This window comes from Acetobacter sp. KSO5, from assembly GCF_044094635.1.
Taxonomy (GTDB): Bacteria; Pseudomonadota; Alphaproteobacteria; order Acetobacterales; family Acetobacteraceae; genus Acetobacter; species Acetobacter cerevisiae.
This window is the reverse complement of the sequence record NZ_CP172014.1, coordinates 257,800-281,429: the sequence shown is the minus strand read 5'-3', so window position 1 is coordinate 281,429 and position 23,630 is coordinate 257,800. Positions and strand designations below refer to the sequence as shown.

The following is a 23,630-nucleotide window of genomic DNA, read 5'->3' as shown; positions in this document are numbered from 1 at the left end:
TCAGAAGCCCCGGAAGTCTTAGTCTTCCGGTTCTTCGTCGGCCTGATCTTTAGCCGTCAGATCGCGCTGAACATCCGGGGATTTCAGCAGAGAATCCATATGCATGGCGACATCCAGCGTGGTGTCCGGCTGGAAGTGCAGTTCTGGTGCAGCACGCAGACGCAGCTTGTGCGACATCTGTGTACGCAGCCAGGGTGCAACCCGCTTGAGCGCAGGCAGCAACGCGTCAATATCACTGCGACCCAGACGGGCCACAAAGACAGTGGCGTGTTTAAAGTCAGGAGAAAGCCGGACTTCCGTCACCGTCACCGTGGCATCTGCCAGATCCGGGTCCCGGAAGGTGGTGCGGGCGAACAGTTCCGCCAGCACACGCCGTACTTCTTCGCCCACGCGCAACTGGCGCTGAGACGGCCCTAAAGGAGAAAGACCGGCGAGATACCCCGCCGGCCCTCCAATCCCTGCCTTGCCTGATCCGTTTCGACGGCTCATGCAGGCACCAGTTCGCTTTCAAAGCACTCGACCACGTCACCTTCGCGCAGGTCATTGTAACCCGCGAAAGACAGACCGCACTCGTAGCCTTTGGCCACTTCCTTCACATCGTCCTTGAAGCGCTTCAGCTGGCTCAGATCACCTTCATGGATCACCACGCCATCACGCAGCAGACGCACACCACAGCCGCGCTTGACCACGCCTTCTGTAATGTAGCAACCGGCCACTTTGCCGACCTTGGTAATTTCGAAAACCTTGCGGATCTCGGCATAACCCAGGAACTTTTCGCGATGCTTGGGCGCAATCTTGCCGCGCACCAGCTGTTCCACGTCATCCGCCACCTGATAGATGATGGAGTAGTAGCGAATTTCCACACCCTCGCGCTGGGCGAGTGTGCGGGCCTGCGCCGTGGCACGCACGTTGAAGGCAATGATGATGGCATCAGACGCCTTGGCGAACTGCACATCACTTTCCGTGATCTGCCCCACCGTTGCGTTGAGCACCCGCACAGCAACTTCTTCATGCGCCAGCTTGAGGACTGTTGTCTGAATTGCTTCAGCAGAGCCCTGCACGTCGGCCTTGATAAGAACCGCAACTTCTTTCTGCTCACCAGCCTGAATACGGGCCAGCATCTGGTCCAGCGTGCCGCGCGCAGCAACCTGACCAGCAACCTGATGCTCCTTCAGCTTACGCTGACGGAATTCACAGATCTCACGAGCGCGGTTTTCATTTTCCACGACCACAAACGGTGCACCGGCAGACGGCACGCCAGTCAGGCCCAGAATTTCCACCGGCATGGAAGGTGTTGCATCCGCTACCTGACGACCGCGGTCATCAATCAGCGCACGCACACGGCCCCATTCGGAACCCGCCACAACAATATCGCCCTTATGCAGGGTGCCTTTTTGCACCAGCACAGAGGCCACGGAGCCACGGCCACGGTCCAGACGGCTTTCAATCACCGCACCTTCAGCAGAACGATCCGGGTTTGCCTTCAGGTCCAGAATCTCGGCCTGCAGAAGAATGGCTTCTTCCAGTTGGTCCAGACCCAGACGCTTGGTGGCAGACACTTCAACGTCCTGAACGTCACCGCTCATGGATTCCACAACAATCTCGTGGTTCAGCAGTTCCTGCCGCACCCGGTCCGGGTTTGCACCCGGCTTATCGATCTTGTTGATGGCCACAATAATCGGCGCATTCGCAGCCTTGGCGTGTTTGATGGCTTCAATCGTCTGCGGCATTACGCCGTCATCCGCTGCAACCACCAGCACCACCACGTCTGTAATAGATGCACCGCGGGCACGCATGGCGGTAAACGCCTCATGTCCAGGTGTATCCAGGAACGTGATTTTCGCGCCGGACTTCAGAGTAACCTGATAGGCACCGATATGCTGGGTAATACCACCGGCTTCCCCTGCGGCCACATCCGTGGTGCGCAGAGCATCAAGCAGGGAGGTCTTACCATGGTCAACATGGCCCATCACGGTCACAACAGGCGGACGAGATTTCAGCTCTTCGGGCTGATCCTCAACACCTTCAATGCCCAGCTCAACGTCGCTTTCGGAAACACGGCGCACACGGTGGCCGAATTCTTCAACGATCAGTTCAGCCGTATCGGCATCAATGCTCTGCGTGACAGTCGCCATAACGCCGTTTTTCATCAGTGCCTTGATGACTTCACCCTGACGGGCGGCCATACGGTTGGCGAGTTCCTGCACGGTAATGGTTTCCGGCAGAATAACATCACGCACCACGCGGACCTGATCGGCACGCAGACGTTCGAGTTCAGCCTGACGGCGTTCACGCTCACGCTGGCGACGAACAGATGCGAGTGAACGCGTCTTATCATCATCACCTTCGATCGCGGCCTGCACGTCAATACGGCCTGCACGACGCCCGGAATCACCCTTGCGAGGACCAGCACTCTTGCGGTTTGGCGGAGCCCCACCACCCGGACGACGGGAGGGAGCACGACGGGGTTCGTCCTCACCCTCTGTACCACGACCACGCAGACGCAGGGTCTGTGCAGCCGGGGCTTCCGCACCGGCGCCAGCAGCAGGCTGCGGACGCGGCGTTGCCGGTTTGAGCGGACGCGCCGGCATAATGGCGCGTTCAGCCAGAGGCTTCAGGCGGCTGACCGGCGGAGCCAGTGTAACTTCACCCGGGATCGGCACAGCCGACACAACGGGGCCTTTCGGCTCAATCTGCTTGATGGAGTCGATGCGAGCCTTACGCTCGGCATCTTCTGCCTCAGCTTCAGCTGCGGCCTGCTCTTCTGCAGCGCGCTTTTCGTCTTCTTCCCGACGACGCGCTTCTTCAGCAGCGGACAGGATCTGAATCTTTTCCTGTTCGCGCCGTTCGGCTTCGCGCCGTTCAGCCTCAGCGGCTGCTTTTGTCTGTTCCGCCAGCACACGCTGGCGCATGGCCAGTTCAGCAGCCGTCAGGGTACGACCACCCCCGGCCCGTCCACCGGCACCTCGTCCACCAGCGCTACCAGGAGTACCGGGGCCACGCTTTTTGCGCACCTCAACCTGTACAACCTTCGAGCGCCCATGGCTGAAACTCTGCCGCACGGACCCGGCATCAACCGTCCGTCCGACTTCCGAACGCCCTGCCGGTCGAAGGGACAGACGCCCCTTACCCTGATCCTGATCCTTGCCTTCGCTCATTGACCCGCCTGTTCACACCCATCCGCCGGAAAGGTCCGACGAACCCGGGAGCCACCATCGGCAACCCCCGAAAAACGCTTATTCTCACAACACAGACGCGAGGCCAGAACCCCGGCCGCCAGCGCCGCATTCACAACTCGCTCCCGCCCAAAAACCTTTGCAAGGTCTTCCGTCGAAAGCGCCTCAACCACGGGGAGGTCCCTGGCGCCCGACACGAGCCGACCAAGTTCATCTCCGCTTCCATCCGATGCATGAACAATCACGGCAGCACGACGCTGTGTGACCCATTCCCGCACCTTCATAAAACCGCTTATGGACTGCCCGGCACGCCGTGCCAGCCCAAGAAGTTCCACCATCCGCCGGTGCAGACCTGCCTCTACCTGAGCAGACAGATCCTCCGGCACCGTAACCTGACACCGCGCAGCCCGTGCGAACACACCGCGTTTGCGGGCCTGTTCTATCACATCCCGCCGGGCGCTCAACCATATTCCCCGACCGGGAAGGCGAGCGTCCAGATCCGGCACCACCACACCAGAGGGTGATACCACAAACCGTATCATCAGGGCAGGCTGCCCCTGCTCACGCGTTACCGCGCAACGCCGCAGGGGACCTTTCTCATCATCATACGCTTCGGGCAAATCACCACTCATTGTTCGTCAGGCCCGAAAGACCTGCTTAGCCCTCTTCCTGACCGGAAGGCTTACCCTCTTCTCCATCAAACCAGTGAGCACGTGCCGCCATGATGATTTCATTGGCAGCATCTTCCTCAATGGCATCGGATCCGAGAATCTCGACAAGCTCGTCACCAGCCAGGTCTGCGAGGTCGTCAAGGGTTTTTACACCTTTTTCGCCCAACGTCACAAGCATCTGGTTTGTGAAGACCCCAAGATTGGCAATATCGTCCGTCACCCCAAGCTCACGGCGCTTGGTATCAAGGTTTTCTTCCTGACGCACCAGATAGCCTTCAGCGCGCTGAACCAGCTCACTGACGACCGACTCGTCAAACCCTTCGATGCCAATCAGCTCGTCAGGGTCAGCATAGGCCAGTTCTTCGATCGTGTGGAACCCTTCTGTGACCAGCAGCCCTGCAATGACGTCATCAACGTCCAGCGCTTCCACAAACAGATTGGTCCGACGACGGAATTCTTCCTGACGACGCTCGGATTCTTCAGCCTCGGTCAGGATATCAATATCCCAGCGCGTCAGCTGGCTGGCCAGACGCACGTTCTGGCCACGACGCCCGATGGCCAGCGAAAGCTGCTCATCCGGCACCACGACTTCAACGCGCCCTGCTTCTTCATCCATCACCACCTTGCTGACTTCAGCCGGAGCAAGAGCGTTCACCACGAAGGTGGCAGCCTGCGGGCTCCAGGGGATGATATCGATTTTTTCACCCTGCAATTCGGCCACAACGGCCTGCACGCGGGAGCCACGCATACCAACGCAGGCACCGACCGGATCGATGGACGCATCGCGGGAGATCACGGCCATTTTCGCACGGGAGCCGGGGTCACGCGCCACAGCCTTGATTTCGATGATGCCGTCGTAGATTTCCGGCACTTCCTGCGCAAACAGCTTGGCCAGAAAGGCCGGATGCGTGCGGGACAGGAAGATCTGCGGGCCACGCGGTTCGTCACGCACATCATAGATATACGCACGCACGCGGTCCGAGTTGCGGAACGTTTCACGCGGGATCAGTTCATCACGGCGCAGCAGCGCTTCTGCAGAGCCGATTTCAACCATGAGGTTGCCATACTCGGTCCGCTTGACGGTGCCGTTGATGATCTCGCCCACGCGATCCTTGAACTCATTGTACTGGCGCTTGCGCTCATATTCACGCACGCGCTGAACAATCACCTGCTTGGCGGTCTGGGCGGCAATACGGCCGAAATCAATCGGCGGCAGCGGATCAACCAGATACTCACCAGCCTTGATTTCCGGCTGGAATTTGCAGGCAATCGCCAGCGGAATCTGAGTTTCTTCGTTCTCTACCGTGTCGACAACTTCCGTCCAGCGAGAAAGACGGACTTCCCCCGTGCGGCGGTCGATTGTCGCGCGAATATCTTTTTCGTGCCCGTATTTTGCACGACCGGCCTTCTGGATGGCCTGCTCCATGGCCTCCAGAACTTCCTCGCGCTCGATTCCCTTCTCGCGCGAGACAGCATCTGCAACCAGCAGCAGTTCAGGACGGGAAACAGAGGTATCCATACTCTCAGCTCTCCAAAGCAGGCGGCTTGATCAGTGTAACTTGCGCCCGGCCGGATCTTCTTCCCCGGCCTTGCTCTTTTCTTCTTCACCCGTCTCAGTCGGGCGCGCCATCTGCGCACTCGCCTCGATCAGGGCATCTGTCAGGACCAGTCTTGCCCGCCGGATTTCTTCCAGCGGCAGCGCGGCCTCGGTCCCATCATCCAGCCGCAGCCGGGCAATACCATCTTCCGCCCCAAGCACAACACCGGAAAACCGGCGGCGGCCATCAATCGGCACCAGCACTTCGGCCTTGGCCTGATGCCCGGCAAACCGGTTCCAGTCCTTGGCACGGGTCAGCGGCCGGTCGATTCCCGCAGACGAGACTTCAAGAGTCCACGCCCCCGGAATGGGGTCTTCCACGTCCAGCACAGCGCCTACTGCATGGCTGATACGTTCACAGTCTTCCACGCTGATCAGCGAACCATCGGCACGGTCAGCCATGATCTGCACGGTCGGGCTTTCACGCCCCAGCACCGCAACGCGGACAATTTCATATCCCAGGTCTTCCAGCGTTGGCGCCACAAGGGCGACAAGCCGGGCTTCAAGACCGGAATGAGCAGGCAGATCAGCGTCCAATGCAAAAAAGGCGGCCCGTCAAGGCCACCCCCCAAAATTCTGATTCAATGAAAGGATGATCCTTCATGTAGGGGATACACTGCCAGGCTGCAAGGGCGGAAACAGAGTCGAGCCGCCCCGGCCCGCGAATTCGTGAAAAAGAAATTAATGGGCATGCGTTCTTTTCCGGGCTTTGCTAAGAGCTCAGAACTTGCACTTTCCTGCCCGGGTATGTCTGATTGCTTCATGACTCATTCGCCTGACCCCGCATACAAGGCACAGACGGAAAAAGAGGAAAAACCCTCCCATTTCCGCCTCCTTATGGTGGCGCTTGCCACCTGCGCTCTGGTAGCCGGGGCCGGTTATCATTATTCTGGTTCCAGCACCGGGGGGAGCACCGCTCCTCTTTCCGGGGGTGCTGCGGACCAGAATAGCGGGACTGCGCAGCCGCGCCCCGGCGTGCAGTTTTCCCTCATTGCGCCGGACAAGGCAGCTGATGCGCTGGCCATGTCCAGCTTTTCTGAAAAAGAACAGGCCGATATTCTGGCAGCCGTCAAACGGCGGGAATTGCGGCTGGTGGCCATGCCGATTTTTGATGCAACCGGAGCAGGAGGCACTGTGACCGTGATTTGTGGAACCACACGCCAGACCGTGCTGCTTCAGCCTAAACCAACGGTTCTCATTCTTCCCATTACAGTCGCCGGAAATGTTGATATCATTCCGTCGTCTGACCCCGGTAATGTCGGGATAGGCAGCGGTGTGGTGACCATGTTTGGCCCGCAGGCCCTGCCCATCATGCATCAGGGTGACACACTTGGCCTGACGGTGATTGCGCAATGAAAGGCCTGCTCCCGGCCCTTAACCGGCTGATGCCGCTGATGATGGTCATCTTTCTGGTGCTTGCCAGTGTCCAGATGGCCATCAGCCTGCACCTCTCGCTGGCCTCCCTGACCCACTTCATGGAGTGGTGCGCGCCTGCATGGCCGGTGCTGGCTGCTCTGGGTGGAGTGCTGACAATCGGGGGGCTGTTATTTGAAACACGCGCTGAACGGCTCGCACGCAAGGGCCTTTTACGCCGACGGGGGTGGATGATGGACGTTCTCGCCAGACTGACCAACCGCAACGCGCTGGAAGAAATGCTGGCGCGGGAACAGCGGGAAACAACAATTGATGCCGAGGAACTGGCTGCCAACCTGCGCGCCCGCGTTATCGGGCAGGATCAGGTGTGTGAGGATATTGCCACGCAGCTGCGCCGCCGTCTGGCGCTCCAGGTGCGCGGCAAACCGGTCGGCATCTTCCTGCTGGCAGGCCCACCCGGCACCGGCAAAACCTATCTGGCCAAACAGCTGGCCCGCCAGCTTGAACGCCCTCTGCTGCATTTTGACATGACGCAGATGAGCAGCCCCCACGCCGCCACCCAGCTTTTTGGCTCCCCCAAAGGCTATGTGGGGTCTGATACCTACGGCAAGCTGACCGGCGGCCTGAAGGAAAAGCCGGACGCCGTGGTACTGCTGGACGAAATTGAAAAAGCCCACCCGGATGTGTTCAAAAAGTTCCTGACAGCCTGGAACGACGGGCATGTGACGGAAGCCTCCACCGGGCAGCAGATTTCCACCGTACGCTGCATTTTTGTGCTGACCTCCAACATCGCCACCGATGCGCTGACGGAAATTGCTGACCGCCTGCACAACGACCCGGACCGCATGCGCGCCGAGTCGGTCGAGGCACTGCGTCAGGCAGGCTTTGCACCGGAAGTGCTCAACCGTCTGGACCGCATTTTTGTGTTCCGCGCCCTGAAGGGACTGGATATTGCCCGCGTTTCCGCGCTGGAAATCGAAGGTATGATTGAAAGCTACGGCCTGAAAGTGGAAACCGGCGGCATTGATGCTGGCCTGCTGATTGACGTGATGCGCCGCCAGAGCCGCATGGGCGATTCGGCCTCCGCGCGTGATCTGGTGCGCTCCATTGAAGATATGATCAGTGAATCGCTGATTGTGGCCCGCCAGCAAGGGGCAGAGATGGTGCGCATCGTTCGGGAAGACGACGGCACGATTACCGCCAAGATTGCGGATGGTACGCCTGATAATGGTGACGCCATTCATGCCCGCCTGACGCCGTAAGCCAGTCTTCCTGACTGGCCTTACCTTCCGCCTTTGAACTGTGTGAACTGAGCAACCCGGCATGTCCGCTTTTACCCGCCTCTGGCAACGGGCGCCCCTGTGGCGCACCGCCCTGATTACCACCGGTGTGTGCGGGGTGTTTTCCGTGCTGTTCCCGGCCCCATGGCTGGTCAACCGGCTGCCTTATTATGGCACCCTGACCTCCAAAGTCGGCCATATGATGGGCCGCGCGGCCACAAGCACGGATGCACAGCCCAACGCAGATGAAGGACGGCGCATGATCTCGCAGCCGCCGATGGATGCGCAGTTTGAAGGCGTAATTCCCTTTGCCGGGCGGCAGCTCCCGCTCCCTGCGGGCAAATGGCATCCGGTCCTGAACTATCAGGATGACGTTGACCACGGAGAGGTGCTGACCTCCATCTTCGTGCGTTCAGAACAGGGGGCCGTTACCGGCTTCATCATTGCGCAGGCCACGACGCAATCTCTCCCGACCTCTGAAACAGAACAGTTGCCAGCCCAGTGCCATAACACCTTCAACTTTACGGTGGGAGACCTGCCGCAGGATGGCAACCGGACAGAATGCTGGATGACGTCCCCCATCAAGGTGGCCAACAATCTGTTCCTCACATCCAATCAGGCTCTGCAGGGTATGATGAGCAGCCCGCTCTTCATCCCGCCTGCCCTGCAACGGCTGGGCATGATGGGCTTTCAACTCCCGCCGGTGCTGGTGGATGCGGCATGGACGCGCATTGAAAAAAGCAAATCTGGAAAAGGCGTGGATTTTGCGACCATTCACACCCTGATCAGCCCGGCGCTGCCCGGCCCGAAAGCGACTGTGCCGGGCTCCCCGGAGAACTGGTCACATGGTGGGATGGCGGACGCGCCTGTGGTGGCTGATTTTGTAGGCCGGACCGATAGCTGGCTGAAAGGCTGGCTGCCTTACCTGCGCAAGAGCTACAAAGGCGAGATGGACAGCAGCGTTCCTCTGCCGCCAGCCGTTGCCACAGACCCCGGCTTTCATAGCTAAAAGGGCGGTGCAGTGGGCGGCAGTGGCCCGCCCACAACGTCCGGTCAGCTAGACAGATCGTCCCGCAGGACTTCTGAAGAGACTTCTACCAGAAAATCCAGAACTGTCCGGGTGCGGAGCGGCAATGTGCGCGGCCCGGTATGCACGGCATAGAAGGGCAGATTGGGAATGCGCCAGTCCGGGAAAAGCCGGACGAGCTTGCCTTCCTCTACACCCTCACGCACCTGAAATTCCGGCAGCAGGCCAATCCCGATATCCGCCAGAACGGCAGACAGAACGGCCTCACTACTATTGGCACGGAATACGGTAGACGGTGCGATAACGCTTTCTTCCTCATCCCGGAACAGGTGCCAGTCATGTCGGCCGCCGCCATAGTTATAGACAATGGCAGGATATTCCGGGAGATCTCTGGGGTGTTCCGGCGTGCCACAGCGGGCCAGACAGGCCGGAGAGGCGACCAGCCACTTACGGACGACACCCAGCTTGCGGGCAATCAGAGAGCCTTCGGCAATGTCCCCGACACGCACGGCCAGATCCAGCCCTTCTTCCACCAGATCGCCAAATCCATCACGGATCACAACCTCGACGGAAAGATCTGGGTGCCGTTCCAGCAACTCACCCAGACGGCTGGTGAAATACAGCCCGAAGGCCGTTGTCATCCCTAACCGGACCAGACCGGAGACAGACGCCCTCCGGCGGCCCAGAACGGTTTCTGCCGTTTCCAGAATTTCCAGCACTTCGTACGCATGCGGAAGCAGGCTGCGCCCATCTTCCGTCATCATCAGGCTGCGAGTGGTACGCGCAAACAGCGTTGTGCCGTAATGCGCTTCCAGCAACGCAATATGGCGGGAAATCGTCGGTTGACTAACCCCTGTCTCTCGCGAAACAGCGGAAAAGGAGCCTGTGGCCGCCACGCGGACAAAGCTGTGCAATGCTGAAAGAAGATCCATTCAATCCCGGACTTTTTTGCAGAAATTCCGCCATAACCCGCCGCCACCCTCAGGATAATCGGACCGGACAGCCCGGTTCTTGCGCCGCGTCCTACACCCTCAGACAGAAACAGATGATAACCCAAACCTATCAGGTTATTTGTGTCATTTGTGAAGCATGCTCCTGAGAGAGACAATATAGTGAGTTCTCGGCCCCGCCATGCCCTAAGCGCATTGGCGGGCGGGTTTAACGCCGCCTGATATGGGGTTGAGAGAGTTTTTTCTCCGCCATCCGAGCCAGCCGGACAAACGGCAGACCCAGCAGAAGATACGCCCCGCCAACCATCAGACCCGTACCAAAATAGTCAAAATAGGTCGAGGAAAGGCGGATATAGGTCTGCGTCAGTTCTGTAAGGGTAATCACGCTGACCAGCGAGGAATCCTTCAGCAGGGAAATGAAGTCATTCGTCATGACCGGCATCACCAGCCGGAAGGCCTGCGGCACGACTACGTAGCGGAGCGCCTGCACATGCGTCATATTCAGCGCGAGGGCTGCTTCCATCTGCCCGCGCGCGACGGACTGCAACCCGGCCCGATAATTTTCCGCTTCATACGCTGCGTAGTTCAGCCCAAGGGCCAGCACTCCGGCCACAAACGGGGTCAGGTTCAGGCCACATTGCGGCAGACCGTAAAAAATCAGCAAAATCTGGATCAACAGCGGCGTGCCGCGCACAATCTCCACATAGAGCGAGGAGAGCGTGGCCAGCGGAGCCGGGCCATAGAGCCGCAGCAAGGCAAGCGTCAGCCCCAATCCCACAGCCAGCACCATGGCGCACAGAGAGACCAGAAGGGTGAGTACGGCCCCTTTGGCCAGCAGCGGCAGGAAGCTGGCATAACGCGCCACTTTAGCGTGCCAGCCGGAAGAGCCGTGCAACGCGGCTACGTAATCATTCCAGCTCGTCGGCTCGATTTCTGGTGTGGAGGCATCTTCAGCCCAGGCCGCTGTCTGCGGCGTCCACAAATTCCAGCGCGCCAGAATACGGTGCAGGCTGCCATCTTTCTTCATGGCTTCCAGAGCGGTATTCACCTGCTCCCGCAGCGCGGCATTCTTCCCTTTGGCAAAGGCAATCCCGTAGGAGACCGTGCCAATCGGCTCGCCCACCACCACAAGGTCCGGATTAGTCGCACCGTAATACTGGGCAATCGGGCCGTCGATCAGCACCGCATCCGTGCGACCGTTGACCAGATCCATAAAAACATTGGTCTCTTCATCATAGGTGCGAACCTGCACCTGCGGATGATTAGCCAGAATGCGCTCCGCCTGCGTGGCCTTGATGGTGCCGACAACATGGCCATTCAACGCATCGAGTCCGGTGAGAGCTGGACCATTGCGCCGGACCACAATCCGCTCAGACGTCACATAATACGGCGCGCTGAAATCAATCCCTTCGGCATGTTCTGGCGTGATCTCAATCCCGCAGATCACCATCTCATACAGGCCGCGCTGCAGGCCGGGGATCAGACCATCCCAGTCATTCTGCACAAATTGCAGGGGCGTGTGGATATGCTCGCCCAAAGACTGCATCAGGTCATATTCAAAGCCGGTCAGGCGGGACTGATCATTCAGATCATGAAAAGTGTAGGGCACGTCCGCCGAGGCATCGGCCGCCCAGCGCAAAGGCTGTTCCGCATGGGCCGCCTGAGGGGCCACGCCCCCTGCCCCGGCCAGCAGCACCAGAACCATTGCGCACACAATCCACTGCGGAACGGTTAGAAAACGGGCCAGATGGCGCCGCATGCCGTGTTTCACAAAACAGTCCTCAAAAAGCGCCGTGTCCGATCATCCGCCGGATTAACACACAGGGTTTCCGGGGGGCCAGATTCAATAATGTGGCCGCCATCCATATAAACAATCGTGTCCGAAGCCACCTGCGCAAAACGCATATCATGCGTCACAATAATCTGCGTCATGCCTTCATCATCCAGCTTGCGCATCACGCCCAGCACTTCCTCCGCCACAATGGGGTCCAGTGCCGAGGTCGGTTCGTCATACAGCATGATCTCCGGCCGCATGGCCAGCGCGCGCGCAATGGCCGCCCGCTGCTGCTGCCCGCCGGAGAGAGAAACAGGGTAACGCTGCGCAACACGGCCCAGCCCGACTTTTTCCAGCAGAGCCATGGCTTCATCGCGCTCGGCAGGTCCGGTCTCGCGTTTTACAACACGCGGGCCAAGCAGGACGTTATCAAGCACGCTCAGATGCGGGAAAAGATTAAAACTTTGAAAAACCATGCCCACATGGGTGCGGAGCCGATGGGCCACATGCTCATCCGCACGCCGCCAGGGGCCGCCGTCCCGCGCAATGGTCACCCCCATGGCGTTAATGGTGCCACGGTCGGGAATTTCCAGAAAATTCAGGCAGCGCAGAAAGGTTGATTTCCCGCACCCTGAGGGGCCGATGATGGAAACCAGCTCCCCCTTGCGTACCTGAAGGGAGACGCCCCCAAGAATGGCACCGTCCCCAAAGCTTTTGTGAATATCCTGTGCGTCGAGCACAACAGGTTCATTTTCAAGGCAAAAAGCCGGCCCGGAGTTATCCGGGCCGGCATTCTGATGTTCCGATGGAACAAGAAAATCGTCAGGCAGCTTTGGTCATCCCACGCAACACATACTGGAGAATGCCACCATGCCGGTAATACTCAACTTCGTCCAGTGTATCGACGCGGCACAGAAGCTCCACATCCTGCGTAGACCCATCAGCCCGCGTAATCGTCATGGTGACGTCCATGCGCGGCGTGATTTTTTCAAGCCCTTTGATGGTGATGGTCTCATCACCCTTCAGGTTCAGGGTCTGGCGCGTCACGCCATCCTTGAACAGCAGAGGCAGGACGCCCATGCCCACAAGGTTGGAGCGGTGGATACGCTCAAAGCTTTCTGCAATCACAGCCTTGATGCCCAGCAGCAGAGTGCCTTTGGCCGCCCAGTCACGGGAGGACCCCATGCCGTATTCCTTGCCACCAAACACAACCAGAGGGGTGCCCTCTTTCTTGTATTCCATGGCGACATCATAGATCGCGCCTTCCTTGCCATCCGGGAAGTGCCTGGACAGTCCCCCTTCCGTGCCGGGCAGCATCTCGTTCTTGATACGGATATTGGCAAAGGTACCACGGACCATCACGCGGTCATTCCCGCGGCGTGAGCCGTAGGAGTTGAAATCCCGCGGTTCCACACCGTGTTCCATCAGATACCGGCCAGCCGGAGAGTCTTTCTTGATGGCACCGGCCGGAGAGATATGGTCGGTCGTGATGTTGTCACCCAGCAGCGCCAGAATACGGGCGTTCTCAATGTTGCCCGGCGCGGTAGGTTCGTGCGTGATGTCCTTGAAGTACGGCGGATCCTGCACGTAGGTGGATTTGGAATCCCACTTGTAGGTTTCAGACCCCGTGGCCACCTTGAGGTCCTGCCACTCCTTCGTGCCCTTGGACACGTTCTTGTAGCGCTGGATAAACTCTTCACGGTTGATGGACGAGCCGATCAGATCCGCGATTTCCTTGTTGGAAGGCCAGATATCTTTCAGATAGACGGGCTTGCCATCCTTGGAGGTGCCCAGCGGCTCCGTGGTGATATCCTTCCGCATGGTGCCCAGCAGAGAGTAGGCAACCACCAGCGGCGGGCTGGCCAGATAGTTGGCGCGCACGTTGGGGGAAATACGGCCCTCAAAGTTACGGTTACCAGACAGAACAGACACCGCAACGAGGTTGTTGTTCTCAATGGCGTCCACAATGTGAGACGGCAGCGGGCCGGAGTTCCCGATACAGGTGGTGCAGCCATACCCCACCGTGTTGAAGCCCAGTGCGTCCAGATCTTCAGACAGTTTGGAACGGTCCAGATAGTCCGTCACCACCTGAGAACCGGGAGCCAGAGAGGTCTTCACCCACGGTTTCGGCTTCAGGCCAAGAGCGCGTGCCTTACGGGCCACCAGACCTGCGGCAATCAGCACCGCCGGGTTGGAGGTGTTGGTGCAGGACGTGATCGCGGCAATGACGATATCGCCCTGACCAATTTCGTAATTGGTCCCGGCCACCGGCACTTTCTTGTTCGCGTCGTTCGCCGGCACGCCCAGAGAAGATGTCAGTTCTTTTTCAAACGCCGTCTTGGCTTCCTTCAGCACCACACGGTCCTGCGGGCGTTTGGGGCCGGAGATGGACGGCACAACCGTGGACAGGTCGAGTTCCAGAATATCGGTAAAGACCGGTTCCGGCGTTTCTGCCGTGCGGAACATGTCCTGCGCGCGCAGATATTCTTCCGTCAGTTTAATGCGGTGTTCGTCACGGCCGGTTTCACGCAGGAAGTCCAGCGTGAGCGTATCGACCGGGAAGAAGCCACAGGTTGCGCCATATTCCGGAGCCATGTTGGCAATGGTCGCACGGTCAGCCACCGGCAGGTGGTCCAGAGCCGGGCCAAAGAACTCAACAAATTTGCCAACCACGCCCTTTTTGCGGAGCATCTGGGTGACTGTCAGCACCAGATCGGTCGCGGTAGCCCCCTCAGGCATCTTGCCCGTCAGGCGGAAGCCGATCACGTCCGGCACCAGCATGGCAATCGGCTGGCCGAGCATGGCGGCTTCAGCCTCAATGCCGCCAACACCCCAGCCCAGCACGCCAAGGCCGTTGATCATGGTGGTGTGGCTATCCGTGCCATACAGTGAGTCCGGATAAACATACTCTTTGCCGTCCACATTCGCGGTCCAGGCAACCTGAGCGATATATTCCAGGTTCACCTGATGGCAGATGCCGGTATCCGGCGGCACAACAGAGAAATTCTCGAACGCTTCCTGACCCCAGCGCAGGAACGCATAGCGTTCACCATTGCGCTCAAATTCCAGCGTGATGTTTTTCTGCAGCGCGTCCTGCGAGCCGTAGACATCCACCATCACAGAGTGGTCAATCACCAGATTGACCGGCACCAGCGGGTTCACCTTCTGGGGGTTGCCGTTCAGCTTCACAATCCCGTCGCGCATGGCAGCAAGGTCAACAACTGCCGGCACGCCGGTGAAGTCCTGCATCAGAATGCGAGAGGGCTTGAACGGCACCTCCTTGCTGCTGTGGCCTTCCGGCAGCCAGCCGGCAATCGCCTTGGCATCATCCACACTGTAGGAATGGCCGTCTTCAAAGCGCAGCACATTTTCCAGCAGCACTTTCAGCGAAACAGGCAGACGGCTGACGTCGCCAATGGTCTTTGCCGCTTCCGGAATGGAAAAATAATGATAGGTCTTGCCATCAACCGAGAGCGTGCGACCTGTCTTGAGTGAATCGTGCCCAACCGTCTTCATAGTTACCCTTCTCCCCGATCACAGCCGATGGCTGGTGATACGTTCCGGAGCCGGCACGCCGCCAGGTGCGGCGTTTTGCGCTCACCCGGTCTTCCGGGCGGCCGGCTTGATATCCCGATGACGTTAGAACATACCGGCAGTCTGGCGCGGCACAAGCGGGCTGGCGACCACGAGAACGCGAGCAGGCCCGCTTTGGCGGTGTTTAACTGGTAACAATAAGGAGAAGTCCCATCTCCGAGCTTTCTTCTGATGCCACACCCCGGCTGGTGGCAGAGTCTCTCTCGGTTTTCCGGGGGGATCGGCTGGTGCTGGATGATGTCAGCCTGACGCTGGAGCGCGGCGGCGCGCTGCTGCTCACAGGCCCCAATGGCGCTGGCAAGTCCACTCTTCTGCGGGTTCTGGCCGGATTACGCCGCCCGGATGGTGGCGCTCTGCTGTGGGATGGCGAGCCCGTCACGCAGGACCGCACGGCTCATGCGGCCCGCGTGGCGTATCTGGGACATCAGGATGCGTTAAAGCCCAGTCTGACCGTTCGGGAAAATCTGGCCCTGTTCGCCCGCGCCGGAGGCGGTGACATGGATGCCGCCCTGAAAGCCGTGGATCTCCTGCATCTTTCCACTCTGCCCGCCCGCCTGTTGTCTGCTGGCCAGAAGCGCCGTACGGCCCTCGCCCGCGTGCTGCTGGCGCAGGCTCCACTGTGGCTGCTGGATGAACCCAGCCTCGGGCTGGACGCCGCAGCTGTAGAACTGCTGGGGCAGGCTATCGCCACCCACCGCGCACAGGGCGGCCTTGTGGTCGCCACAACGCATGTGCCTCTGCCTTTAGGAGAGGTCAGCCATCTGGCGCTGCCCGGTATGCCGGACCAGAGCCGTGGCTGGTGGGGTTCTGACGAGACTGACCTGACAGGAGATGCCGCATGATGGGCCTGTTTTGCGCTCTGGTTGCCCGGGACCTGCGGCTGGCTCTGCGGCACGGGGCCGACACGCTGGGCGCAGTCCTCTTCTTTATTCTGACGGGCACGCTGTTTCCGTTAGCCCTTGGCCCCTCACCGGATCTGCTGCGCCATATGGCCCCCGGCATTATCTGGGTCTGCGCCCTGCTGGCAGCCCTGCTGCCGCTGGACCGTTTATTTGGCGCGGAGCTGGAAGACGGATCACTTGATCAGCTTCTGCTGCTGGGGCTGCCGCCTTCACTGGTGGCCCTCGCTAAAATCACCGCACACTGGCTGACCACCGGCGTCCCGCTGCTACTGGCTGCGGTGCCACTGGCCATCATGCTCGGCCTGCCCACGTCCACGCTGCCTATTTTGCTGGCGGGGCTGCTGCTGGGGTCCATGGTGCTATCTCTTATCGGCGGCATGGGGGCCTCCATTGTGCTGGGAGCCCGACGCGGCGGTGTGCTTTTGCCTCTTCTGGTGCTACCGCTCATTACACCAGCACTGATTTTTGGCGCCGCCGCCATTGATGCCGCCCGCACCGGCCTGCCATGGGCACCGGATCTGGAATTGCTGGGGGCCTTTCTGGCCGCCGCCATTCCCCTTTGCCCGCTGGCTGCCGGGGCCGGATTACGGGCCGCGGTGGAATAACCCCGGCCTCCCTTTACGGAGCCGGGTTGGAATGCACCTGATGAATGGCGTTGATTTTCTCTTCCAGCTCCGGCGTGATCTGCACCTTTACTGAGGTCAGAGCCGTCATGAGCTGCTCCACGCTGGTTGCGCCGATGATGTTAGACGTCACAAACGGGCGGGACGTTACAAACGCCAGTGCGAACTGCACAGGGTCGATCCCCTCAGCCTTCGCAAGGTTCATGTAGGCTTCCACTGCGACATCCACGCCCGGCTTTTCATAACGCTGCCCGCGATTAAACAGCGTGGTACGCGCCCCTGCAGGCCGTGCGCCGTTCAGATATTTTCCGGTCAGATAGCCCTGCGCCAGCGGGGAATATGCCAGCAGACTAACCTTCTCCCGCAGGGCCATTTCCGCCAGACCAATTTCGAAAGTTCTGTTGATAAGATTATAGGCGTTCTGAATGGACGCCACGCGTGGCGCCCCCTCTCTGGCGCAGGCCAGAGACTTGGCCACACCCCATGCTGTTTCGTTCGACAGGCCGACATGGCGGATCTTGCCTTCCGCCACGAGGTCCCCCAGCACGCCCAGCGTTTCTTCCAGCGGCACTTCTTCAGCGTCCGAGACGGTTGTAAAAGTTGTGCCACCTTCACCAAACAAACCAATTTTCCGGTCCGGCCAGTGCAGCTGATAGAGGTCGAGATAATCCGTGCCCAGCCGCCGCAGGGAATGCTCCAGCGCATAGCGAATCTGGCGCGGGGTCAGACGTGCTTCCTCACCACCGGCCCGGAACCACGGAGAGGAACTCCGCCCCACAACCTTGCTGGCCAGAACAATTTTGTCGCGGCTGCCACGGGCTTTCAGCCAGCTGCCCACAATGGTTTCCGTCGCCCCATAGGTCTCAGCCCGCGGCGGAATGGAATAAAGCTCGGCGGTATCAATAAAGTTGACGCCATGCTCCAGCGCCAGATCCAGCTGCGCGTGCCCTTCCGCTTCCGTGTTCTGCTGGCCAAACGTCATGGTGCCCAGGCAGATTTCACTGACCAGAATGCCGGTACGGCCAAGTTCACGATACTGCATGCCCTAATCCCTTCGGAGTGTTTAAAGAAAATTCTATCCTGAAAAGGCTAATCCTCCCAGCGTAGCCCCTGAGAAGAACAGCCGCACACGTCCACCAGACCAGCTTTGAAACTGTCTGAATCCTGAAAAAATGTTTAGCCGGTTACCGGACAGAGCGCGGAAACCCGCCCAGCTCTTCACAAACCCGATAGCGTCCTGCCTGCCTCATAACGGCACCGCATGTGCAGGCCTACAGGTGTCTTACCGGGGCTGTTAGAGTCTGCGATCTCAAACAGTTGTGGAGAAACCGAATGCTGGACACTGTCCTTTTTTCACCCAAACAGGTTCAGGAGCTCATCTCCACGGGCAACGCCGTTTTTATTGACGTGCGTGACCGCAAGGATTTTGAGGCAGGCCACCTGCCCGGTGCTGTCAATATGCCGGATATTTTCACCTATCTTGCAGAAACGACAGACGATGGCCTCAAGACCCTTCAGGACAAATTTGTTGACCTGTTCTCGGACTATGGTCTCGACGGCAAGAAAACAGCCATCATTTACGAAGACGCTCTGCATACGCGCTATGGCGGGTCATGCCGTGGCTACTGGATTTTGAAGTATCTGGGCTACCCGAAAGTGGGCATTCTTGATGGCGGCCTGATGGCATGGAAACAGGCTGGTGGCGCTCTGACAACGAAAACCACCAAGCCGGAACGGACAGTTTTCCCGATCAGCATTCAGCCGAACCTGATGGCGACCTATCAGGATGTTCTGCATGCCCTGACGAACCCGAACGTTAAACTGCTGGACAACCGGGACAAAGTGGAGTGGCTGGCAGAAAGCTCTTCCCCTTACGGTGTGGATTTCGCCCCGCGCAAAGGCCGCATCCCCGGTGCTGTGTGGATCGAATGGTATGACTTCATGAAAGTCTCTGACGGACAGGCCTCTTTTCGGCCCAAAGAAGACATTCTTGACCTCGCTGCGTCCCGTGGTCTGACGCCAGATGATGATATCATCATCTACTGCTTCAAAGGTGCACGGGCCGCCAACACCTATGTTGCGCTCTCTCAGGCCGGTTTCAAAAAGCTGCGGATTTATATGGGGTCCTGGAACGAATGGTCCCGTAACCCTGAGCTGCCGATTGAGGGTGGCATCCCCAAAGCTGCCGCTCCTTTAGAAAACGCATAAGAAAAAGCCCCGGTTACAGATACGTAACCGGGGCTTGCTCTCAAAGCAGCGTCTTATTTTGCCTGCGGAGCGGCCGGAGCCTGCTGCGGCACAGCCTGAACATTGACGGACGCATAACGCACGGCGTTTTCCGCGTCCCGTAATGCTTCACTGGCTTTATACGGATTGCTCTTGATGAATTTGGCCGCTTTGGCCACATCCTTGCGGGTCTGCTCAAGCGGCACTGCGGCAATAATATAGTCCGCATCAATCCCGGAAACTTTCAGCACATCCCCGGCCCGCGCCGTATTCCCGGCCCGCAGGTGACGGTTAGCCGCCGCAACGGCTGCATTTTTTTCCGGGGTCGGCTCGATCGCCTCATCCAGCACCAGCTCGCCATCAATCGGCAGCCAGGCCACTGGCGTGCTGTTGGCGGATGCTGCATGGGTGGACGTTGTTGCTTTTGTCTTGCTGGGTTGCAATTCGGTTTCCGCTTTCTGGAAAGCCGTGTTGTCCACACGCGCACGTTCCAGCGCCATATTGGCATCGGCAATCAGACGGCCAGCGGCGTCCAGATCCCCGTCAAAAATCGCCTGACGCGCCAGCCCGATATCTTCCGAGGCAGTACCGCCGTCTACAGAAAGCCGTCCAAAATCCTGCGCCGCCGCATCGGCAACCGCAGGGGGAGCGGACGCGGTGGGCGTTGCTGTGCTGGTGGTCTGAGCAAAACCCGGAACCACAGAGGTTGCAGAGGCCAGAAGGGCCGCCAGCAGCAGTCCTGTTTTTTTCATGAGATCTCTCCAGACTCATCATCAAAGGTCGCAGGAGTGTTGAGCCAGATCAGCACATCTGCAAAGGCAGGCCCGCACAAGGCTGGGCTGCCGTCCTGTCTGGTCAGAGCCGGAGAGGCATAAAACAAGGGCGGCAGGCCCATAAGAGACCAGCCACCCCCTTGGAACATATCAGATATAATGTTCCGTCAGCGGTAGGAAACCGTTGAACCGGGTGGAGCAATAGGTGGACACATAGGCACCGGTGGCATCCAGTTCCACCTGCTCACCCGCTTCCAGCCCCAGAGGCAGCTCATAGGCTGTCTTTTCATACATGATGTCCGCACCGTCACAGGTCGGGCCGGCGATAGCGACCGGGCCGGTGGGCGAGCCATCACGCGGGGTGCGAATGGCGTAGCGAATAGCCTCGCCTTCCGTTTCCGCCAGACCGCCAAAGCGGCCAATGTCCAGATAGACCCAGCGCGGCCCGTCTTCCCGCCCACGGCGGCTGACCAGCACGACTTCTGAGCGCACAACCCCGGCCTCACCCACAATAAAGCGGCCCGGCTCAACCAGCATTTCCGGCAGTGCATTGCCGAAATGGGTGGTCATGGCGTGGCTGATGGCCTGCGCGAAGTGGTCAATTTCCGGCACATCGGCCCGATAGCGCACCGGAAAACCACCGCCCAGATTAACCATCCGCAGGTCCAGCCCGGCCGCGCTGAGGTCTGTAAACAGGGCAGCCACACGGGCAATCGCCACCTCATACGCATCGGAGGAGAGCTGCTGGCTGCCGACGTGGAAGGACAGACCATACGGGTCCAGCCCCAGTTCCCGCGCCAGAAGCATCAGCTCCCGCGCGGAGTCGAGCGTGGTGCCAAACTTGCGGGAAAGGGGCCATTCCGCGCCGTCATTATCCACCAGAAGGCGGCAATAGACGCGGGAGCCGGGGGCATGCGCCGCCAGCTTTTCCAGCTCTTCCCGGCAATCAAATACGTACATCCGCACGCCAGCCTCATAGGCTGCGCGAATAGCGGAGACTTTTTTGACCGTATTGCCGAAGGAAATTGCATCCGGCGCGGCACCCGCTTCCAGACACAGAGACACTTCCTCCCAGGAGGCTGCGTCAAAGCAGGACCCAAGCCCCACCAGCCGGTTTAGAATCGGCATGGCCGGGTTGGCCTTGACGGCATAATACACCCGCGCATGCGGCAGAGCGCTTGTCAGGGCATGATAACGAGCCTCGACCTGATCGACATCGACGACGAGGCAAGGTGTTGCTGGCTTTTGCTCAGCGAAAAAACGGGCAATTTTGGGATTCATCCCACCCATTCCCCCAAAATAAGGCTCCATCGCTTTTGATAAATACGCGAGGAGGAGTTGCGAAACGGTCTAACGGACCAGCGACCAGAGAAGGGCTCCAAACAGCGGAACCCCGATTGCCAGAACGCTTGACGTCGTTGCGTAACCTCAGAGGGCCAGTGGCACGTGCGTTGCTGCGTAGGGGGGTGCATATGAGGCCAGAACGTCACAAGTGCAAGTCAAAAAAAGGCCTGTTTTAAAAAAACGTGGAAAAGGGGCCTCAAGGACTATAAAACCGGCTTCATTCGGTTTCTTCACGTCTGCACAGCGCCTTGAGCATTGCAGAACGCCTTTTTCTTCCGTGAAGGGAACCGCCCGTTACAGCAAGCCCGGCCCAGCGCCCGGCATTCCACGGTTCGGCCCCCTCAGGCGCGATGCCACACGCCAAAAAAGGATGCTTCAAACACGATGCAGGTTCTCTGTGATCCCGCCGCTCCGCATCAGCACGATCTGAACCCTGCTGAGGGATCGAGGGCGGACGCCCCAGACCAGGGCCCCAGGTTTTCCCGCCCCTCAGCCCTGCGGTGGCAGGACTGGAAAATCATTTTCACGCTGACGTTCAAAAGCCTGATTTCCGGCCCCACCACGCTGGTGGCCGCCGGCTGCGCTTTTTATACCACTCTCTCTCTGTTCCCGGCCATCAGCTCACTGATTTCCATCTATGGGCTGGCGTTTGATGTGCAGACCGTCACCCCCCAGCTGGAAGTGCTGCGGAATCTGCTGCCGCCGGGGGCTTACGCACTGATTTATGACCGCATTCAGACACTGGTGGCCGAACCGCACAGCTCTCTGACGGTCAACCTTGTCGTCTCCCTGAGTGTTGCACTCTGGTCCGCCTCAGCCGCCACCAAATCCATTCTGTCGGCGCTGAACATTGCCTACAACACGCAGGAAAACCGAAACTTCTTTGTGTTCCAGCTCACAGCACTCGCCATGACGCTCTCCGCCGTGCTGGGTGCCGCGCTGACACTGGCGCTCATGGTGGCCCTGCCGCTTCTGCTTAATCTGCCCGCATGGCTGCACATCCCTACCCCACCCGGCTCCATTGAGTTTCTGGCGCAGTGGAGCGGCCCGGTCATTATGTTCACCTTCCAGATTCTGGCCATGTCCGCGCTCTACCGCTTTGGGCCGGACCGTAAAGCGCCGGGCCTGTGGCGCTGGGTGATGCCGGGTGCGCTGTTTGCCACCTGCACATGGATTATCGTGGCCTTTGGCTTCTCCTATTACGTGGCCCACATCGCCAGCTACAACGCGACCTACGGACCTCTCGGCGCGGTGATTGCCATCATGATGTGGTTCTTTGTCAGCGCGTGGGTTGTGCTAATGGGGGCGGAACTGAACGCCGAGATGGAAATCTACGCCCGGGGCGAACGCCGCAAACCGCTGACGTTCTGATCCTCCCTCGATACGCGCCCACTCTGGGCGCACACAAAAAAGGCCGGTTCAGGATCACCTGACCGGCCTTTTTTATACGCTTTAAAAACGTCAGATCTTAGTGGCGTGTGGCTCTCACACGGGGGCGATGCAGAACCCGCACCCCGTCCCGGGGCTGGGCTGCGGCCATCTCCAGCGTGTTGGACTCCAGCGATTCGCTACCATCCTGAGGCGCGGATGCGACTTCAATCGGGGCGGCTTCAATCTTCACATGGGCAACACCAGCGCCCAGCATGCCGATGCGCGCAGCCGCGGCCTGTGAAAGATCAATAATCCGGTTATGGCTATATGGCCCACGATCATTCACCGTCACCACAACAGAGCGGCCCGTCTCTTCAGACGTCACCAGCAGCTTGCTGCCGAGGGGGGCTGTGGGGTGCGCTGCGGTCAGGCTGGCCTTGTTGAACAAAGCGCCTGAGGAAGTGCGGCGGTTATGGAAACGACCGCCATACCAGCTGGCCATGCCTTTCTGGAAACGGCGCGCATGCGCAGTCTGTCCGGTTTCCGGAGTGCTGAACGTCGGGTCCTGCTCCTCCCGCGCGGCCAGAGCGCGCTGAACGGAGTCGGCCCAGCTGGTCGTCCCCTGTCCTTCATCAGCTGCCTTGGCAGCAGAGACAGAGGCCATGGAGGCCATAACAAACACACTTCCCAGAAGTGCCCGGCGCAGGGCTGACATCCGCTTGTTTACTCCGTTTTCCGTTGAACCCGGCCAATAAAGCCGGTGCCAGGGGTAAAAAGCAACCGCTTTCTACCCTGCAAACCTTTTGGTTCTCCCCGTGCATGCCCTGCCCAAATGGCAAAAACATGGCATGCGTGCCCTTTCCAGTCCGCGCTTCCCGAAGCAACAGACGCCGGGCAGGCAGGTTTTTCATCAGGTTTTAGGGGTGCAGGCCATCTCTTCTCTTGGAT

Annotated in this window: 21 protein-coding genes; 7 read left to right on the top strand and 14 right to left on the bottom strand. The window is 59.4% G+C overall.

From position 1 onward, the window contains the following. Positions 1-18: 18 nt before the first annotated feature. Genes rbfA through rimP form a run of 5 tightly spaced genes read right to left on the bottom strand, consistent with a single transcriptional unit; the run spans position 19 to position 5,981 of the window. Positions 19-489: a 30S ribosome-binding factor RbfA gene (gene rbfA, locus ACHQGU_RS01275; RefSeq protein WP_062140997.1), complete on the bottom strand. Its 471-nt coding sequence runs from the start codon at positions 487-489 to the stop codon at positions 19-21. Next, entirely contained in the window at positions 486-3,158 is a 2,673-nt protein-coding gene (gene infB / locus ACHQGU_RS01270) for a translation initiation factor IF-2 (RefSeq protein ID WP_062271662.1), read from the bottom strand. The genes rbfA and infB overlap by 4 nt, the downstream gene beginning before the upstream one ends. Further along, positions 3,155-3,808, bottom strand: coding sequence for an RNA-binding protein (locus tag ACHQGU_RS01265; protein ID WP_062140993.1), 654 nt, complete (start codon positions 3,806-3,808; stop codon positions 3,155-3,157). The genes infB and ACHQGU_RS01265 overlap by 4 nt, the downstream gene beginning before the upstream one ends. Before the next feature lie 25 nt (positions 3,809-3,833). Then, positions 3,834-5,366, bottom strand: coding sequence for a transcription termination factor NusA (gene nusA / locus ACHQGU_RS01260; RefSeq protein WP_062140991.1), 1,533 nt, complete (start codon positions 5,364-5,366; stop codon positions 3,834-3,836). Between the two features lie 30 nt (positions 5,367-5,396). Next, positions 5,397-5,981, bottom strand: coding sequence for a ribosome maturation factor RimP (gene rimP / locus ACHQGU_RS01255; protein WP_062140989.1), 585 nt, complete (start codon positions 5,979-5,981; stop codon positions 5,397-5,399). A 225-nt stretch (positions 5,982-6,206) separates the two neighbouring features. Between rimP and ACHQGU_RS01250 the strand changes: the two genes are divergently transcribed. The 3 genes from ACHQGU_RS01250 to ACHQGU_RS01240 all read left to right on the top strand — a co-directional run bounded on the left by ACHQGU_RS01250 (position 6,207) and on the right by ACHQGU_RS01240 (position 9,107). After that, positions 6,207-6,800: a hypothetical protein gene (locus ACHQGU_RS01250; protein ID WP_215753948.1), complete on the top strand. Its 594-nt coding sequence runs from the start codon at positions 6,207-6,209 to the stop codon at positions 6,798-6,800. Further along, positions 6,797-8,080 carry an AAA family ATPase gene (locus ACHQGU_RS01245; protein WP_062249557.1) on the top strand — a complete coding sequence of 428 codons (1,284 nt, stop codon included), beginning with the start codon at positions 6,797-6,799 and terminating at the stop codon, positions 8,078-8,080. The genes ACHQGU_RS01250 and ACHQGU_RS01245 overlap by 4 nt, the downstream gene beginning before the upstream one ends. 61 nt (positions 8,081-8,141) lie before the next feature. Beyond that, the gene (locus ACHQGU_RS01240; protein ID WP_395495613.1) at positions 8,142-9,107 is read left to right on the top strand and encodes a hypothetical protein; all 966 of its coding nucleotides are present in this window, start codon (positions 8,142-8,144) and stop codon (positions 9,105-9,107) included. 44 nt (positions 9,108-9,151) lie between these two features. Here the strand turns inward: ACHQGU_RS01240 and ACHQGU_RS01235 are convergent, their stop codons facing one another. The 4 genes from ACHQGU_RS01235 to acnA all read right to left on the bottom strand — a co-directional run bounded on the left by ACHQGU_RS01235 (position 9,152) and on the right by acnA (position 15,365). Further along, positions 9,152-10,057 (bottom strand): LysR family transcriptional regulator, encoded by a 906-nt coding sequence (locus ACHQGU_RS01235; protein ID WP_062140983.1) that lies wholly within the window; start codon positions 10,055-10,057, stop codon positions 9,152-9,154. Positions 10,058-10,283: 226 nt separating this feature from the next. Then, complete coding sequence (locus tag ACHQGU_RS01230; RefSeq protein WP_395496352.1) at positions 10,284-11,780, bottom strand: ABC transporter substrate-binding protein/permease; 1,497 nt, start codon at positions 11,778-11,780, stop codon at positions 10,284-10,286. Between the two features lie 62 nt (positions 11,781-11,842). Continuing rightward, the gene (locus tag ACHQGU_RS01225) at positions 11,843-12,589 is read right to left on the bottom strand and encodes an amino acid ABC transporter ATP-binding protein (protein ID WP_043549388.1); all 747 of its coding nucleotides are present in this window, start codon (positions 12,587-12,589) and stop codon (positions 11,843-11,845) included. Between the two features lie 82 nt (positions 12,590-12,671). Continuing rightward, entirely contained in the window at positions 12,672-15,365 is a 2,694-nt protein-coding gene (gene acnA / locus ACHQGU_RS01220) for an aconitate hydratase AcnA (RefSeq protein WP_062140981.1), read from the bottom strand. Between the two features lie 263 nt (positions 15,366-15,628). On the opposite strand from acnA, the gene ccmA reads away from it, so the two are divergent. Further along, positions 15,629-16,285, top strand: a complete 657-nt coding sequence (gene ccmA, locus ACHQGU_RS01215; RefSeq protein WP_082782806.1) for a heme ABC exporter ATP-binding protein CcmA — start codon at positions 15,629-15,631, stop codon at positions 16,283-16,285. Further along, positions 16,282-16,950: a heme exporter protein CcmB gene (gene ccmB, locus ACHQGU_RS01210; RefSeq protein WP_082779376.1), complete on the top strand. Its 669-nt coding sequence runs from the start codon at positions 16,282-16,284 to the stop codon at positions 16,948-16,950. Before ccmA ends, ccmB begins: the two co-directional genes overlap by 4 nt. A 13-nt stretch (positions 16,951-16,963) precedes the next feature. Here ccmB and ACHQGU_RS01205 read toward each other — a convergent pair whose 3' ends face one another. Next, the gene (locus ACHQGU_RS01205; RefSeq protein ID WP_395495612.1) at positions 16,964-18,010 is read right to left on the bottom strand and encodes an aldo/keto reductase; all 1,047 of its coding nucleotides are present in this window, start codon (positions 18,008-18,010) and stop codon (positions 16,964-16,966) included. A gap of 293 nt (positions 18,011-18,303) precedes the next feature. On the opposite strand from ACHQGU_RS01205, the gene ACHQGU_RS01200 reads away from it, so the two are divergent. Next, a complete protein-coding gene (locus ACHQGU_RS01200; RefSeq protein ID WP_395496351.1) occupies positions 18,304-19,176 on the top strand; it encodes a sulfurtransferase in 873 nt (290 codons plus the stop codon). Positions 19,177-19,229: 53 nt separating this feature from the next. Here ACHQGU_RS01200 and ACHQGU_RS01195 read toward each other — a convergent pair whose 3' ends face one another. From ACHQGU_RS01195 to ACHQGU_RS01185, 3 genes are read right to left on the bottom strand one after another with little or no spacing between them, the layout of a single operon-like run. Continuing rightward, entirely contained in the window at positions 19,230-19,946 is a 717-nt protein-coding gene (locus ACHQGU_RS01195; RefSeq protein ID WP_215753952.1) for a YfdX family protein, read from the bottom strand. Next, positions 19,943-20,116 (bottom strand): hypothetical protein, encoded by a 174-nt coding sequence (locus tag ACHQGU_RS01190; protein WP_197463929.1) that lies wholly within the window; start codon positions 20,114-20,116, stop codon positions 19,943-19,945. Before ACHQGU_RS01190 ends, ACHQGU_RS01195 begins: the two co-directional genes overlap by 4 nt. Before the next feature lies 1 nt (position 20,117). Then, positions 20,118-21,248 carry a type III PLP-dependent enzyme gene (locus ACHQGU_RS01185; protein ID WP_061490982.1) on the bottom strand — a complete coding sequence of 377 codons (1,131 nt, stop codon included), beginning with the start codon at positions 21,246-21,248 and terminating at the stop codon, positions 20,118-20,120. Between the two features lie 447 nt (positions 21,249-21,695). Between ACHQGU_RS01185 and ACHQGU_RS01180 the strand changes: the two genes are divergently transcribed. Continuing rightward, positions 21,696-22,682: a YihY/virulence factor BrkB family protein gene (locus tag ACHQGU_RS01180; protein WP_395495611.1), complete on the top strand. Its 987-nt coding sequence runs from the start codon at positions 21,696-21,698 to the stop codon at positions 22,680-22,682. Positions 22,683-22,779: 97 nt separating this feature from the next. On the opposite strand, the gene ACHQGU_RS01175 is transcribed toward ACHQGU_RS01180, so the two are convergent. After that, on the bottom strand, positions 22,780-23,397 hold the full coding sequence (locus ACHQGU_RS01175) for a septal ring lytic transglycosylase RlpA family protein (RefSeq protein WP_253555760.1): 618 nt from the start codon (positions 23,395-23,397) through the stop codon (positions 22,780-22,782). Between the last annotated feature and the right edge of the window lie 233 nt (positions 23,398-23,630).

Coding starts and splice junctions, on each gene's coding strand:
- ACHQGU_RS01265 (WP_062140993.1), bottom strand. CDS start 3,808: ATGAGTGGTGATTTGCCCGAAGCGTATGATGATGAGAAAGGTCCCCTG.
- ACHQGU_RS01190 (WP_197463929.1), bottom strand. CDS start 20,116: ATGTTCCAAGGGGGTGGCTGGTCTCTTATGGGCCTGCCGCCCTTGTTT.
- acnA (WP_062140981.1), bottom strand. CDS start 15,365: ATGAAGACGGTTGGGCACGATTCACTCAAGACAGGTCGCACGCTCTCG.
- rbfA (WP_062140997.1), bottom strand. CDS start 489: ATGAGCCGTCGAAACGGATCAGGCAAGGCAGGGATTGGAGGGCCGGCG.
- ACHQGU_RS01230 (WP_395496352.1), bottom strand. CDS start 11,780: ATGGTTCTGGTGCTGCTGGCCGGGGCAGGGGGCGTGGCCCCTCAGGCG.
- ACHQGU_RS01240 (WP_395495613.1), top strand. CDS start 8,142: ATGTCCGCTTTTACCCGCCTCTGGCAACGGGCGCCCCTGTGGCGCACC.
- ACHQGU_RS01235 (WP_062140983.1), bottom strand. CDS start 10,057: ATGGATCTTCTTTCAGCATTGCACAGCTTTGTCCGCGTGGCGGCCACA.
- ACHQGU_RS01185 (WP_061490982.1), bottom strand. CDS start 21,248: ATGAATCCCAAAATTGCCCGTTTTTTCGCTGAGCAAAAGCCAGCAACA.
- infB (WP_062271662.1), bottom strand. CDS start 3,158: ATGAGCGAAGGCAAGGATCAGGATCAGGGTAAGGGGCGTCTGTCCCTT.
- nusA (WP_062140991.1), bottom strand. CDS start 5,366: ATGGATACCTCTGTTTCCCGTCCTGAACTGCTGCTGGTTGCAGATGCT.
- ACHQGU_RS01175 (WP_253555760.1), bottom strand. CDS start 23,397: ATGTCAGCCCTGCGCCGGGCACTTCTGGGAAGTGTGTTTGTTATGGCC.
- ACHQGU_RS01195 (WP_215753952.1), bottom strand. CDS start 19,946: ATGAAAAAAACAGGACTGCTGCTGGCGGCCCTTCTGGCCTCTGCAACC.
- ACHQGU_RS01180 (WP_395495611.1), top strand. CDS start 21,696: ATGCAGGTTCTCTGTGATCCCGCCGCTCCGCATCAGCACGATCTGAAC.
- ccmB (WP_082779376.1), top strand. CDS start 16,282: ATGATGGGCCTGTTTTGCGCTCTGGTTGCCCGGGACCTGCGGCTGGCT.
- ACHQGU_RS01245 (WP_062249557.1), top strand. CDS start 6,797: ATGAAAGGCCTGCTCCCGGCCCTTAACCGGCTGATGCCGCTGATGATG.
- ACHQGU_RS01250 (WP_215753948.1), top strand. CDS start 6,207: ATGACTCATTCGCCTGACCCCGCATACAAGGCACAGACGGAAAAAGAG.
- ACHQGU_RS01205 (WP_395495612.1), bottom strand. CDS start 18,010: ATGCAGTATCGTGAACTTGGCCGTACCGGCATTCTGGTCAGTGAAATC.